This is a genomic window from Alteromonas sp. Cnat2-8, assembly GCF_022348355.1.
In the GTDB taxonomy this organism is placed as follows: Bacteria; Pseudomonadota; Gammaproteobacteria; order Enterobacterales; family Alteromonadaceae; genus Alteromonas; species Alteromonas macleodii.
Genome location: NZ_JAKREX010000002.1, coordinates 744,179 through 759,150, shown reverse-complemented (window position 1 = coordinate 759,150; position 14,972 = coordinate 744,179). Strand labels below are relative to the sequence as shown.

The window sequence follows — 14,972 nt, the reverse complement described above, 5'->3', positions numbered from 1 at the left end:
CAAAAGAAGCCTCTATAAAAGAAACCTTTTATTAACATTTAAGCCAGTGTACCCTGTTTAATAATAAATAAAAATGATGCCTTATTATGGAAACCCATAAATGATATGCATGGAAAATTAGACCTAAATTTGTTTGTTGTGCTGCGCGCGGTCTACGATCAGGGCAGCATTACGAAAGCCGCCAACGCACTGCATATTACTCAACCTGCGGTGAGTCACGCCTTAGGTCGTCTGCGAGAGAAATTTGATGATCCGCTGTTTATTCGTCATGGACGACAAGTCGTGCCTACCCCATTTTGCCAAGGCATTATTGCATCGGTTGTGAAATCAATCGAAACCCTTGAAAGTACGTTAAAAGGTAAAGTGAGCTTTGATATAAGTGATAAACCCCGTCAGGTGAACCTTGGCTTGAGAGATGTTTTAGAATCTATATTTTTTCCCGTGCTTATTCCTGAGCTTGTTAAACATACTCCCAACATCACGGTGAATAGCAGACAGGTTACCTGGCCCGAGCTTGCTCCCGCGTTAGCCGCTAAAGAACTTGATATCGTAATTGACGCATTAGTTCCCACCAGCCGTGACATTCGTTCACAGTTTATCTGCGAAGAAACGTTTGTCGTGGTATGCGCGCCTTGCAATAGCTACATAGATAACCCGAGTATCAAGAGCTACTCAGTTGCACAGCATGCGCTTGTATCTTTAAAAGACTCGAAATTAGATACGGTAGATCTAGCCCTTGCTCAGCACAATTTACATCGAAACATCGCATTGCAGTGTGAACACTACTTTGCCGCCGTTAACGTAGTTAGCCAATGCGATCTTTTGCTGACCATGCCAACGCGATTCGCCCAACAATTCAGTAATAAATTCGATATCGAAGTTCTGCCCCTTCCATTTGACGTCCCCCCACTCCCCGTACACATGTACTGGCACAAACACGCCGATGAAGACTTAGTGAATGTATGGATGCGAGAGAAGCTTTTAGACGTGGCGAATAAGTTGGGGTTATAGCGCTTATTTGTGTTGCTGTAACACAATGGTCAAGCAAGCGTCACGGTAGTGTCAATTAGCAAACCTATAGTGATGGTCCAAGGCATCGCTTTGGGAAACCGCTATGAAAAAGACACACTATCGAACACTTTGGCTTTCTGATATCCATTTAGGAAATCGCGACTGCAAAGCTGAATACTTACTTTCCTTTCTTAATAGCATCACTGTAGACACCCTCTATTTGGTGGGAGATATCGTTGACATGTGGCAAATGACCAAGCAATTTCGCTGGCCACAGGCGCACAATCAAGTGATGCACAAATTCATGCAAATGAGCCAAGACGGCACGCGTGTGGTGTACTTACCCGGCAACCACGATGAACCAATTCAGTCTTATTCTGGTATGGTCTTCGGTGATATAGAAATAGAGCGAGAGTTGGTTCACACCACAGCACAAGGGAAGCGTTATTTAGTCTTACATGGCGATCAGTTCGATGGCGATGTAACTATGGGCAAATTCCATGCGTGGATTGGCGATAAAGGTTACGACCTTTTGCTTTTTCTAAATAGAGAGTTTAATCGCCTACGCGCGTGGCGCAAGCGAGAATACTGGTCACTTGCGGGCTATATTAAAAAACACATTAAGGGAGCGAATGAAGCCATCGCCCGTTATCGAGAAGCATGCTGCAGGCGCGCCGATGAAATGGGGCTCGACGGTGTTGTGTGTGGCCATATTCATCACCCTGAAAGCAGTTTTGAAAACGGCATTCACTACATTAATGATGGGGACTGGATAGAAAACTGCAGTGCACTGTCAGAAGACGTGAACGGTAACTTATCTCTTATTCATTACCTTGATTCATTAGAGTCAGCCACCGTAACACCAATTACAACCAAAACCTCTCGCTCAGAAGCAGCATAGCTGGCATTACACAAATGGGGCTGTAACGGCCCCTGACTTTTGCTATTCACCAAGCAACAGGTGAAGTCCAACCCCATCCATCAAGGTTAGGGCCTGTTGACCTGTGCCTCATAGATTGGTCAGCAGGACATAGTTACAACTTTTTAACACTGTCAAATAACTGCCATGAAACTGTGTGAAAAGCGTCACATTGCCCTGCTATTGTTCGCCAAAACCGGAAGAGAAACAGGTTCTATGTTTACTGTAAACGACGTACTGAACAAGCATTACCCTCAAGTAGCAAATAACCCCATTCTATTTAAGTCGCTGTCTTTCGTATTAAGGCACCTTCTTCACGAACGTGAAATTACCGAATTTGGTGAAGCCTATCCGCATTACGAAGATATCGATTTCGTAGAGCAAGTGCTTGAATATTTTAATATCAGCTACTCCACCCGCGATGTAGAAAAAGAGCGCATTCCAAGTGAAGGTAGAGTGGTGATTATTGCTAACCATCCGATTGGCTCACTCGACGCACTTGCGCTTATAAAGCTGGTTAGTGAAGTACGTCACGACTTGAAAGTGGTCGCCAATGAAATGCTTATGGCCATTGAACCGCTTCACGATATGCTGTTACCTGTAAACAATATGCAGGGAGGCACACCAAAACAGCATTTATCGGCAATTCAAAAACACCTTAACAGCGACGGCGCCATACTGATTTTTCCTGCCGGTGAAGTTTCTCGATTACGCCCACAAGGTGTTCGCGACACCAGATGGCACACAGGTTTTTTACGCATTGCAAAGCAAGCAAAAGCACCGATATTGCCGGTTTATATAGACGCGAAAAATAGCCCGCTTTTTTACGGCGTGTCCATGGTGTACAAGCCATTAGCCACCGCGCTGCTCGTCAAAGAGATGTTCAAACAGCGTAAGAAGCATTTACCTATGCGCATTGGCGAACTTATTCCATTTGAAGCGTACCAGCAAACCAACATACCGTTAAAAGAGCAGGTAAAGCTGTTTAAGCGCCACTTGTATCGCATTGGCAGTAACAAGAAAGGCGTATTTGAAACCCAGGCTTCCATTGCCATGCCAGAAGACAGAAAAGAACTGGCCCGCGCTATGCGAGACTGCGAACATTTAGGTGAAACTGGCGACGGAAAATCTATTTACCTATACCAACACAAAAGCTGTTCACCGATTATGCGAGAGATTGGCCGCCTGCGAGAAGTGGCGTTTCGAGCCGTGGGCGAAGGTACCAACAAGCGTAGAGACATCGATCAATACGACTCCCACTATTATCACCTTGTACTTTGGGATGACAACGATTTAGAAATTGTGGGTGCCTACCGCTTTGGCGATGCTGAGCTTTTGACAGCGCCAGACCACCCTACCGGACTCTACTCTGCCACCTTATTTAATTACGGTAAGGACAACGATAAACTCTTCAAAGAAGGCTTAGAGCTAGGGCGAAGCTTTGTCCAGCCTCGCTATTGGGGAAAGCGTAGTTTAGATTATTTGTGGTTTGGTATCGGGGCATTTTTAAGCCGCTACCCAAAGTATCGCTATCTGTTTGGTGCGGTGTCACTCAGTAATGCCTACCCTGAACCCGCTAAAGATTTATTGGTACAATTCTATTCCACGTACTTTCCTGCCAAGTTTGGCGAAGCGACCTGCAAGCGACCTTATCAAATGGCGAACGACGCGTTACATCAATTTACAGGTAACGATTATAAGGCTGAATTTACCCAGCTAAAACACTTACTGGCTAACATGGGCGTAAACGTACCAACACTGTACAAGCAATACTCTGAAGTGGCTAAAGACGGCGGGGTGGCATTTTTAGGCTTTAATGTCGACCCAGATTTTAACGACTGTATCGACGGACTGGTGGTGGTTGACATGCAAACACTTACTGAGAAAAAGCGCAAACGCTATCTAACCGATATTCAGCTTAAAGCCACAGCCTAAGCGAGGGGGGAGCATATGACAAACGCTCCCTTTCTCATTCTACGGCCTTCCGCTTTACTGAAAATTTCAGAAGTCGTTATCGCTCGCCAACATACTTAAGAATGTCGGTATAAATATCTTCAAGAGTGAGCAAATCAGACACATGAATGTGTTCGTTTATTTGGTGAATGGTGGTGTTTGGCACACCCACTTCAACTACTTGTGTGTGCTCACTAGCAAAAAAACGCCCGTCAGAAGTACCACCAGATGTACTGATAACAGGGTAACGCCCTGTAGCGCCCTTTATCGCTTTTTCTACGCAGGCAATTAAGCAGTGCTCCGCATTACTGTTAGGCTTGCTCAAGTAAGCTTCACAGGGTCTTGAAAAGCTAACTTCGGCTTCTGTATCAATACTATTGATAATACTGCGCAGCAATACCGATAAACTGTTTTGATTAAACTGCCACGAATATCTGACATTAAACTCTATACGAACAGCACTAGGCACTATGTTATCAGTGAAGCTTCCCGTGTCCATATGTGTTATTTGAAGCGAAGTACCAGGGAAATCATCACTCCCCTCGTCAAATGGGTACTGTGTTAGCGCATTAATCACGTTACTCGCTTTGTGGATAGCATTTACCGCTGTCTTTGGATAAGCCACGTGACCTTGCTTTCCTGCAATATGGATAGTGCCGGAAAGTGAGCCTCTGCGTCCAATCTTAATCGTATCGCCGGTTGATGCAGATGCAGAAGGTTCACCTACTAGGCACATATCAAGCTGGACATTTTTAGATGCCAAATACTCAGCTATCCATTTAGAGCCCCACTCCGCCTCCCCTTCTTCATCACTGGTGATTAGCCACCAGAAAGAGACCTTTTCCTTATCTAACGAGGCAATGGTTCGCTCTGTTGCCGCTAGCATGGCTGCGATGCCTGTTTTCATATCGGCAGCACCACGTCCATATAATTTATTTTTGCTAATTACGGGACTAAAAGGCGGTGACTTCCACTTATCAAGAGGACCTGGGGGCACAACATCAGTATGGCCGCTAAATGCAAAGTGATTCGGGCCCTGCCCCCACCTCGCGATGAGGTTGCTCACTCCATTAATTGTGTATTTCTCACAAAAGAAACCGAGTTTTTCGAGCTTGTATATCAGGTAACTTTGGCAACCAGCGTCCTGCGGGGTAATCGACGCTCTTGCCATAAGCACTTCGGCAAAATAAATACTGCGAGCTGGCGCTATGGAAGGTAAAGGCTGAATTGACATGCATAAGAAACCTTTATGAAACGTGAGTCTATTACACAAATGTAAAGTGACACGGCAATAACAGATTTACGACAATGCCATGACAGCGGACAAAGTAACCTGAAGCTAAAAATAATAAAGGGTGATAACAAGGAAGGCGACAATGGGTGAGTTGGCGACTAGGACTGGCTCGTTAAGATTTGTCTAAATCAACGCGCGTTGTTATAACTAGAACATAACTTAAAGAAAGGCATTACTGTGTTAAAAATCATTGTTTTAATACCCCTTATTTTGTCACTACTCTGGTTTGGCTATTTACAAGCCAACAAATACACTCTGGAGCAAGGCAAGCAAGGGTTTCTGTACATATTCGTGTTATCTGGTGTTATTGCGGCATTTTATACACTGATGCTGTTCTTAACGAACTAACGCACTTCAAACAAACACCCCATCACTGTGTTGTATAAAAAAAGCCAGCATCTATGAAAGAAGCTGGCTTTTTAGTAATTACCGGTGTCACTTGTAGTCGCAGCGACAGCTTTTACGCAGCAGTGCTTATAGCGTCTGTGAGATAGTCACTTCTGCATTTGCGCGAAGCGCATCAATATATTGTTGATAAACGCGCTGGCCTTGTACCTGAGCAAGGCGCTGCTTCAGGCTTTCACCCAACTCATTCTCAAGCTCTGGTGCTGCGTTAACGTTTTCAAGCATAACAACAGCAACGTCACCGTTTACCGTTGTTGCAACATCAACTTTATCTTCGCCTTCAAGGGCAAGAGAGAAAAGCGTGTCAACGAGTGCACGTGCAAGTGTACCGCCCGCTCTCGGAACAGCAGCTGCTGTCTCCCAAGACACAGACTTTTCAGCTAGCTCGCTTTCAACGCTTTCTCCAGCACGCACTTTTTGTGCGATATCAAACGCCCAAGCTTCTGCAGCTTCTTTTGACTTTTCAGCCTTAACAGAGGCTTCGATGCCTTCGCGTACTTCTTCAAGAGATTGAGTACGCTGAGGCTGATGCTCAATAACACGCGCAACAACAACGGTTTCGTCGTCTAGTTCTATAATATCGCTATTAAGCCCTTCATCAATAAGTTCAGAAGAGAAAGCAACGTCTAGTAAACCAGGGAAGCTTAGATCAGCGGGTGCGGTGTTGCGACTAAATACCACTGACTCTTGCACAGGCAAATCAACCGCGTTCGCTGCATCTTCTAACGTATCAGGTACTTCAAACGCAATTTCAGCTAACGTATTTTGAAGCTCAAAGTACTTTTCCATAGCTGCGTCATAAAGAAGCGTATCGCGAATCTCACCCGCTACTTCATCGAAAGATTTAACTTGTGCTTCTTTTAAGTCTGTCAATTTGATGATGTGAAAACCAAACTCGGTTTCAACTACGTCGGATACATCGCCAACATTTTGTAAAGCAAAAGCTGCTTCATCAAACGCTGGGTCCATCATTTCTGGCGTAATGAAGTCTAGGTCACCACCGTTTTCGGCAGAGAATGTGTCATCAGAGTTTGCTTCTGCAAGAGCCGCAAAGTCTGCACCGTTGTCGAGTTCTGCTTTTAATGATTCTGCTTTTGCTTTCGCTGCATCGGCATCATCGCCCGCTTCGATAAGAATATGAGAAACACGGCGCTCTTCTTCTTTGCCGTAGCTTCCCAGGTTATTTTCGTAGTACGTGCGAACCGCTTCTTCATCAACCGAAACGCGATCTTTCAAGTCATCGACACTTAACTTAACGTAAGCAAGTTTAACCTGCTCGTCAGTATCGAAAGAGGCGATGCTGTTATTATAAAAAGCTTCAACATCCGCATCTGTCACTTCAATTGAGCCGGCAAATTCATCAGAGCTCACTAGCACGTATTTCGCATCACGAGTTTGGCGCTGTAGCGCATTCGCTTGCTGTACTTCACCGTCCAACGCAAATGAAGAATTCGTTAGCGCTGCAGCCAACTGGTTTTGTGTCATTTGAACGCGCAGATAATCACGGAAATCGGCTACTTGAAAACCGTTTTGACGAAGAATGGCTTGGAAACGTTCGTTATCGAACTGACCACCAAACTGGAATTCAGGCATTTGTGTTATGGTTTCGCGAATTTGTTTATCACTTACGCGCAATCCCATGTCCGTCGCTTGTTGCTGAATTAATTTTTCAGCAATAAGTCTGTCCAGTACATTTCTTCTGAAATCTGCGAGGTATTGCTCACTAGAGAAAAGCTGTGCGATGCTTTCGCCGTATTGTGACTCCATTTGTGCACGCTGATTCTGATATGCACGCTCTAGTTCTTGTGCCGAAATTTCTTCGCCATTAACAGTAGCTACTGCAGTAGTACCTGATGATGTTAGGTAGCTACCTACACCTGCGAATACGAAACTTAAAACGATAAGCGCGATAATCGCCATCGCCCATGGGCCTTGAGAACCTTCTCTGATTCTTTCTAGCATGATTGTTCTTCAACTCCGTTGCTTACTACAGTTACCTCAAACCATCACAAATCCGTGAGTGCGAGATAAAATAAGCGCTGATTATAACCCAATGCTGCCGAATATAAACGACCAAAACACACTATTTGTACTGTCTTTCGTTAAGTTCGAACGTTGCGAGGACATGTATAAAACTCATCAAGCCTCGTAGGGTTATTTCTACTCTTAAAATATTGGGGTCAGAGTCATTACTCTGACCCCAATATTGAATTCTCTGTTTTAGAAATAAAAAAGGCGATGGACTAGCCATCGCCTTTTTCTATAATTTTTGTGCTTAGTTACAAGCGTCTTTCAGTGCTTTACCAGCTTTGAAAGATGGAACTTTCGCTGCTGAAATCTGAATAGTCTCACCAGTTTGTGGGTTACGGCCACTGCGAGCTGAACGTTCGCGAACTGAGAAAGTACCAAAGCCTACTAGTGCAACTTGGTCGCCGTCTTTTAGCGCCGCAGTTACTGAGTCAGTGAATGCGTCAAGAGCGCGGCCAGCAGCTGCTTTAGAAATGTCTGCACCAGCAGCGATTTGGTCGATAAGTTGAGACTTGTTCACAATTATGATCCCCTTCGATTGTTATTATACTGTTTGTCCAAAACGATTTTGCTTGAACGTTATAGCAAGCTTGATTGTTAACATCAAGCTTCAGTCACAAATAATTAACTTTATTAATGAATCGCTGCAATCCCTTTTGTGGCAAGGCTTCAAGCGAATACCACTTAAAGGTAACACAACTTTTGCGACTTGAAAGCCCTAATTTTAAAAAAATCAGGTTTTCTTTCGCTCAATGCACATTTTTTGTTCAATTATTGCAATTTTATAGCAAAAAAACGGCTACACGCCTTTAAAAACAAAGGATTGTAGCCAGTCGATTAAGTTATTTTTTAACCACCTTGACGCTTTCTACAGGTTCCTGCAGTGCAATATCAAGAACTTCATCAATCCACTTAACCGGATGGATTGATAAATCTTTCTTCACGTTGTCTGGAATTTCTTCCAAATCACGCTCGTTATCTTTTGGAATAACGACAGTTTTAATGCCGCCTCGATGCGCAGCTAATAGTTTTTCTTTAAGTCCACCAATAGCAAGCACCTCACCACGTAGGGTGATTTCACCGGTCATAGCTACATCGCACTTCACAGGGTTACCCGTGAGTGACGAGACAAGTGCAGTGCACATAGCAATACCTGCGCTAGGGCCATCTTTCGGCGTAGCACCTTCAGGTACGTGCACGTGAATATCACGTTTCTCGTAGAAGTCATCGTTTATGCGAAGCTTTTCTGCACGACTTCTTACCACCGTCATAGCAGCCTTAATAGACTCTTGCATGACATCACCTAAAGAACCCGTTGATGTCATTTTGCCTTTGCCGGGAACCGACGTTGTTTCAATGGTCAGTAAGTCACCACCTACCTGCGTCCAGGCAAGTCCTGTAACTTGGCCAATTTGATTGTCTTTGTCCGCTTTACCGTAGTCAAAGCGTTGAACGCCAAGATAGTCCTTAAGGTTATCCTGTGTTACGACTACTTTGTCTTTGCTTTTCTTAAGCAAAATATCTTTCACGGCTTTACGGCATACTTTCGACACTTCGCGCTCTAAGCTACGAACCCCGGCTTCACGGGTATAGTATCGAATCATACCGATAACGGCAGAATCGGTAATTTCCAACTCCTTCGCTTTAAGCCCATTGCGTTCCATTTGCTTACCAATTAAATGGTTCTTTGCAATGTTGAGTTTTTCATCTTCTGTGTAGCCAGATAGACGAATCACTTCCATACGGTCAAGTAATGGGCCTGGAATATTCATGCTATTAGAGGTGGCTACGAACATAACGTCTGACAGGTCGTAGTCGACTTCCAGATAATGATCACTAAAGCTATTGTTTTGCTCTGGATCTAGTACTTCAAGCAGCGCTGACGCTGGGTCGCCTCGCATATCTGATGACATCTTATCGATTTCATCAAGTAAGAAGAGCGGGTTTTTAACCCCTACTTTCGCCATTTTTTGAACTAGCTTACCTGGCAATGAACCAATATAAGTACGACGGTGACCACGGATTTCAGCTTCGTCACGTACGCCACCTAATGCCATACGCACATATTTGCGACCTGTCGCTTTAGCTATCGACTGGCCTAATGAAGTTTTACCGACACCTGGAGGACCAACAAGACACAGAATTGGGCCTTTTAGCTTCTTAACACGCTGCTGAACGGCTAAATACTCAAGAATGCGCTCTTTCACTTTCTCAAGGCCGTAGTGATCTTCGTTAAGCACACCTTCTGCGCGGGAAAGATCTTTCTTAACCGGCGAGCGCTTGTTCCACGGCACGTTAGTCAGCCATTCAATGTAGCTTCGAAGCACGGTAGCTTCTGCAGACATTGGTGACATCATCTTAAGCTTTTGAAGTTCAGCTTTCGCTTTATCTTCCGCTTCTTTAGGCATTTTAGCGTCGGCTATCTTTTTAGATAAGGCTTCAAATTCATCAGGTGCGTCATCCAGTTCACCCAACTCCTTCTGAATGGCCTTCATCTGCTCATTCAAGTAGTACTCGCGCTGGCTCTTTTCCATTTGCTTTTTAACGCGGGTACGAATTTTCTTTTCGACCTGCAGCAAATCAATTTCGCCTTCCATCAGCGCCATCAGATATTCAAGACGCTCATTAACGCCCTGCATCTCTAACACTTTTTGCTTTTCAGTAAGCTTAAGAGGCATATGTGCAGCCATGGTGTCGGCTAAACGAGGCGCATCTTCAATGCCATTTAGTGATGTCAGTACTTCTGGTGGAATTTTTTTGTTTAGCTTTACATAGCCTTCAAACTGAGAAACCGCAGAGCGAATAAGCACTTCTTGTTCGCTCTCATCAATCTCTTCATCAGTTAGTTTGTCTACATTAGCAACAAAGAACGGCTCTGATTGCTTATAGCTTTCAATTTCACCGCGTACACTACCTTCTACCAGCACTTTAACCGTACCGTCGGGTAGCTTTAGAAGTTGTAGGATAGTAGCAATAGTACCGACGGTATAGATGTCGTCCGCTTCAGGCTCATCTACGCCAGCGTCTTTTTGTGCTACTAGAAAAATTTGTTTGTCATTATCCATTGCCGCTTCTAGACAACGAATTGATTTCTCACGCCCAACAAATAGGGGTATGACCATATGCGGGTAAACAACCACGTCCCGCAAGGCAAGCACAGGAATTTCAATGCGATTTTCACGCTCAACTGTCATACTTGTTCTCAATTAGTTTGAAATGTCATTTTTATATGGGGATGCAAGAGCAAAGTTCAATCGAAACTTATTAAAGTGCGTTAATTCCTTAACCTTACCTTCCCTGCTCTAGGGCCTGTTGACCTTAGTATAACCATTATCGATTTTGCCTCGAATGGCAATACTAAACTCAAAAATCTAGTAGAAAGGATAGCGAGATTTGTTTTAACCGCTCAAATATCATCCACTTTCAAGGTATACCCTTTGGTTAAACGTAGATCAGATTAGACTGCGAGATCTGAAACCTTGGCTGTTAAAAACAAAAAAAGGCCCTAAAGGGCCTTTTTTCACAAAACCAGCATCTATTCAGAGGCGGCTTTCTTTTCGTTGCTGTCGTAAATCAAGATAGGTTTTGATTCACCGCGAATAACGGTTTCATCAATAACAACTTTGCTCACGTCTTCCATTGAAGGAAGGTCGTACATAGTATCAAGCAAAACCGCTTCAACGATTGAGCGAAGACCACGTGCGCCTGTCTTACGATCCATTGCCTTTTTAGCAATAGCATTAAGTGCATCGTCACGGAACTCTAGCTCTACATCTTCCATCGAGAACAATGCACCATATTGCTTGGTGATTGCATTCTTAGGCTCGCGTAGAATTTGAATTAGTGCTTCTTCATTCAACTCTTCAAGGCTTGTTACTACCGGTAGACGTCCAATGAACTCTGGAATCAACCCATATTTCACTAAGTCTTCAGGCTCAACTTGCTTAAACAGTTCACTGATTTGTTTGCTGTTGTCTTTCGACTTAACCGTAGCACCAAATCCAATACCCGTGTCTTTTTGTGCGCGTTGCTCAATAACTTTATCAAGACCAGCAAACGCACCACCACAGATGAACAATATCTTAGAGGTATCAACCTGCAGGAATTCCTGCTGTGGGTGCTTACGTCCACCTTGCGGAGGAACAGACGCAACCGTACCCTCAATCAGCTTTAGAAGCGCCTGCTGTACACCTTCACCCGAAACGTCACGAGTGATAGATGGGTTGTCTGACTTACGAGAAATCTTATCAATTTCATCGATGTAAACAATTCCGCGCTGCGCTTTCTCTACGTCGTAGTCGCACTTCTGCAGTAACTTCTGGATGATGTTCTCAACGTCTTCGCCCACGTAGCCAGCTTCAGTTAGCGTGGTTGCGTCAGCCATGGTGAACGGAACATCAAGCAGGCGCGCTAGGGTTTCCGCTAGCAGCGTTTTACCACTACCGGTAGGTCCTATTAGCAAAATATTACTTTTGCCAAGTTCTACGCCTTCGTGAACGTCGCCATTGCGCAAGCGCTTGTAGTGGTTATATACCGCTACTGATAATACCTTCTTTGCATGTTCTTGCCCGATAACGTAATCGTCTAGGTGAGCATGAATTTCACTTGGTTTAGGTAAAGCGTCCTGCTTTTGCTTAGGCGCGATTTCCTTAATTTCTTCGCGAATGATATCGTTACATAACTCAACACACTCGTCGCAAATGAATACCGACGGGCCTGCTATTAACTTTCTTACTTCGTGTTGGCTTTTGCCACAAAACGAACAGTACAGTAGCTTATTATCACCGTCACCGCTTTGCTTATCACTCATTACTTTTGCCTCTGCCTTGCCTGAGCCGAAAACCAAAACGTGCTATGCACTGGCTCAGGTCTACTATAACTATACTACTTAGTTGCGGCTACGTCAGATCGATTTGCTAAAACTTGGTCAACAAGGCCATATTCTTTTGCCTCAGTTGCACTCAAGAAGTTATCACGGTCTGTGTCACGCGCGACTTTTTCATAGTCTTGACCAGTATGGTCCGCCATAAGGCGATTCAATTTCTCTTTAATAGACAGAATTTCTTTCGCGTGTATTTCAAAATCAGATGCCTGACCTTGGAAGCCACCAAGCGGTTGGTGAATCATTACGCGCGAGTTAGGTAGACAGTAGCGCTTACCTTTTGCTCCTGCAGATAGTAGAAATGCGCCCATGCTTGCAGCTTGGCCCATACATACTGTACTCACGTCTGGCTTGATAAACTTCATCGTATCGTAAATTGCCATGCCAGCAGTTACCGAACCGCCTGGTGAGTTAATGTATAAGAAAATATCTTTCTCTGGGTTTTCAGCTTCTAAGAACAACATTTGAGCAACGATGAGGTTGGCCATGTGATCTTCAACTTGTCCTACCAAGAAAATTACGTTTTCTTTCAATAGGCGAGAATAAATGTCGTATGAGCGCTCACCTTTAGAGGTTTGCTCAACAACCATAGGAACAAGTGCATTCATTGGGTCAAACGGGGTATTAGTCATAGCTACCTTGATTATCTAGCGTTAAAAACAAAAATGCTCGGAAGGCTCCGAGCATTTAAGCAGTTGCTGACAAGTAATGTCAATCAGACAGTAAAAAATTACGCCTGTTTGTTCATAACCTCGTCAAAAGCTTTAGTTACTTCGGTAACTTTTGCTTGCTCAAGAACCCACTCAATAGCTTGTTCTTCTAGTGCAACGTTCTGCATTTGTTGCATAAGCTCTTGGTTGTTGTTGTAGTAATCAACAACTTCTTGCGGATCTTCATACGCTGAAGCAGCAGTTTCGATCATCTCGTTAACTTTAGCTTCGTCTGCTTTAAGTTCGTTCTGCTTGATCACTTCACCTAGAAGAAGACCAATAGATACGCGACGTTTAGCGTTGTCAGTAAACAATTCAGCTGGTAGGTCTGGAAGGTTCTGACCACCGCCTTGCTGGCTGAAACGTTGCTTAGCTTGCTCGCGAAGTGCATTCACTTCTTGATCGATAAGCGCTTGAGGAATATCAATCTCGTTAGCTTCAACTAGCTTAGCAATAACGTCTTCTTTAACTTGCGCTTTTAGCGTCTGGTTTAGTTCACGCTGCATGTTCTTACGAACTTCTGCTTTAAGTGCGTCAACACCGCCTTCTTCAACACCGAATAGTTTAGCAAACTCTTCGTCAACTTTTGGAAGGTTTAGGCCTTCTACTTTCTTAACGGTAGTTTGGAAAACTGCATCTTTACCTTTTAGGTTTTCTGCGTGGTAGTCTTCAGGGAAAGTTACTTCGATAGTCACTTCTTCACCCGCTTTCGCGCCAACAAGTGGCTTTTCGAAACCAGGGATCATGCGATCTTTACCTAGCTCAAGAGCGAAGTCTTCTGCTTTACCACCTTCAAACTCTTCACCGTCGATAGAACCAACGAAGTCGATGATAACTTTGTCGTCTTTCTTCGCTTTACGCTTAACTTCTTTCCAAGTTGCGTGCTGCTTCTGAAGTGTTTCCATCATGTTATCTAGATCTTCGTCAGTAATTTCTACTACTGGCTTTTCGATTTCGATATCGCTAACACCTTTCACTTCTACTTCTGGGTAAACTTCGAAAGATGCTGTGAATTCTAGGTCCTGACCGTCTTCGTCTTTAGTCAGTTCAAACTTCGGCATACCAGCAGGCTGAATTTTTTCTTGAATCACTGCTTGGTAGAAGTTTTGCTGCATAACATCGCCAGCAACTTCTTGGCGAACAGCTTGGCCGAAACGCTTTTTGATTACGTTTACAGGAACTTTACCTGGACGGAAGCCGTTGATGCGTTGTGTTTTCGCCAATTGCTGTAGACGTGACTTAACTGCTGAATCAACCGTGTCAGCTGGAACGGTGATAGTAAGACGGCGTTCTAAACCCTGGGTCGTCTCGACTGAAACTTGCATTATGTTACCTCAACTATACGCCTTTACAGGCGTTTTGTTCTCAATCCCCTCTCCCGTCATGCAAGAGTTGCATATCACTCCGGGGTAGAGGTCGTTATTCGACGTTTATAAAATCAAAGTTAGGACACGAAATTGTGTCAAAAAGCCAACCTGAAACAAACGTACTGGTTAAAAAAAGACGCGGTAGTATACAGCCGCATACCACAAGAGTCGAGAGGCAAACACAAGTTTGTAACAACCATTTGAACGCATTTTGACCAAATAGCGAAACTAATAGCCTAAATAGCGAAAAAGACGGAATCTATGCGAATTTATTGAGCAATGAATAAAGAGGAGAGAAAGATAATGGTCGGTGAGACAGGATTTGAACCTGCGACCCCTTGTACCCAAAACAAGTGCGCTACCAAGCTGCGCCACTCACCGACAGATATATCTTTTTGAAAAG

At 44.1% G+C, this 14,972-nt stretch carries 10 protein-coding genes and 1 tRNA gene; 3 read left to right on the top strand and 8 right to left on the bottom strand.

From position 1 onward, the window contains the following. Positions 1-105: 105 nt before the first annotated feature. From MHN00_RS07440 to MHN00_RS07430, 3 genes are all read left to right on the top strand, one after another. Positions 106-1,011: a LysR family transcriptional regulator gene (locus MHN00_RS07440; protein WP_239300808.1), complete on the top strand. Its 906-nt coding sequence runs from the start codon at positions 106-108 to the stop codon at positions 1,009-1,011. A 103-nt stretch (positions 1,012-1,114) separates the two neighbouring features. Continuing rightward, positions 1,115-1,912 carry a UDP-2,3-diacylglucosamine diphosphatase gene (locus MHN00_RS07435; protein ID WP_239300806.1) on the top strand — a complete coding sequence of 266 codons (798 nt, stop codon included), beginning with the start codon at positions 1,115-1,117 and terminating at the stop codon, positions 1,910-1,912. Positions 1,913-2,077: 165 nt separating this feature from the next. Beyond that, on the top strand, positions 2,078-3,865 hold the full coding sequence (locus MHN00_RS07430; protein ID WP_275444204.1) for a lysophospholipid acyltransferase family protein: 1,788 nt from the start codon (positions 2,078-2,080) through the stop codon (positions 3,863-3,865). A 76-nt stretch (positions 3,866-3,941) separates the two neighbouring features. Here the strand turns inward: MHN00_RS07430 and dapE are convergent, their stop codons facing one another. The 8 genes from dapE to MHN00_RS07390 all read right to left on the bottom strand — a co-directional run bounded on the left by dapE (position 3,942) and on the right by MHN00_RS07390 (position 14,950). After that, a complete protein-coding gene (dapE, locus tag MHN00_RS07425; protein ID WP_239300804.1) occupies positions 3,942-5,117 on the bottom strand; it encodes a succinyl-diaminopimelate desuccinylase in 1,176 nt (391 codons plus the stop codon). 534 nt (positions 5,118-5,651) lie between these two features. Further along, complete coding sequence (locus tag MHN00_RS07420; protein ID WP_239300802.1) at positions 5,652-7,544, bottom strand: SurA N-terminal domain-containing protein; 1,893 nt, start codon at positions 7,542-7,544, stop codon at positions 5,652-5,654. A 313-nt stretch (positions 7,545-7,857) separates the two neighbouring features. Further along, positions 7,858-8,130 (bottom strand): nucleoid-associated protein HU-beta, encoded by a 273-nt coding sequence (gene hupB, locus MHN00_RS07415; protein WP_012518978.1) that lies wholly within the window; start codon positions 8,128-8,130, stop codon positions 7,858-7,860. 322 nt (positions 8,131-8,452) lie between these two features. Then, positions 8,453-10,804, bottom strand: coding sequence for an endopeptidase La (gene lon / locus MHN00_RS07410; protein ID WP_039228334.1), 2,352 nt, complete (start codon positions 10,802-10,804; stop codon positions 8,453-8,455). A gap of 341 nt (positions 10,805-11,145) precedes the next feature. Then, the gene (clpX, locus tag MHN00_RS07405) at positions 11,146-12,420 is read right to left on the bottom strand and encodes an ATP-dependent protease ATP-binding subunit ClpX (RefSeq protein ID WP_014950146.1); all 1,275 of its coding nucleotides are present in this window, start codon (positions 12,418-12,420) and stop codon (positions 11,146-11,148) included. A 74-nt stretch (positions 12,421-12,494) separates the two neighbouring features. Further along, positions 12,495-13,124: an ATP-dependent Clp endopeptidase proteolytic subunit ClpP gene (gene clpP, locus MHN00_RS07400; RefSeq protein WP_014950147.1), complete on the bottom strand. Its 630-nt coding sequence runs from the start codon at positions 13,122-13,124 to the stop codon at positions 12,495-12,497. Positions 13,125-13,222: 98 nt separating this feature from the next. Then, a complete protein-coding gene (gene tig, locus MHN00_RS07395; RefSeq protein ID WP_014950148.1) occupies positions 13,223-14,527 on the bottom strand; it encodes a trigger factor in 1,305 nt (434 codons plus the stop codon). Between the two features lie 346 nt (positions 14,528-14,873). Beyond that, positions 14,874-14,950: transfer RNA gene (locus tag MHN00_RS07390), tRNA-Pro, on the bottom strand. Between the last annotated feature and the right edge of the window lie 22 nt (positions 14,951-14,972).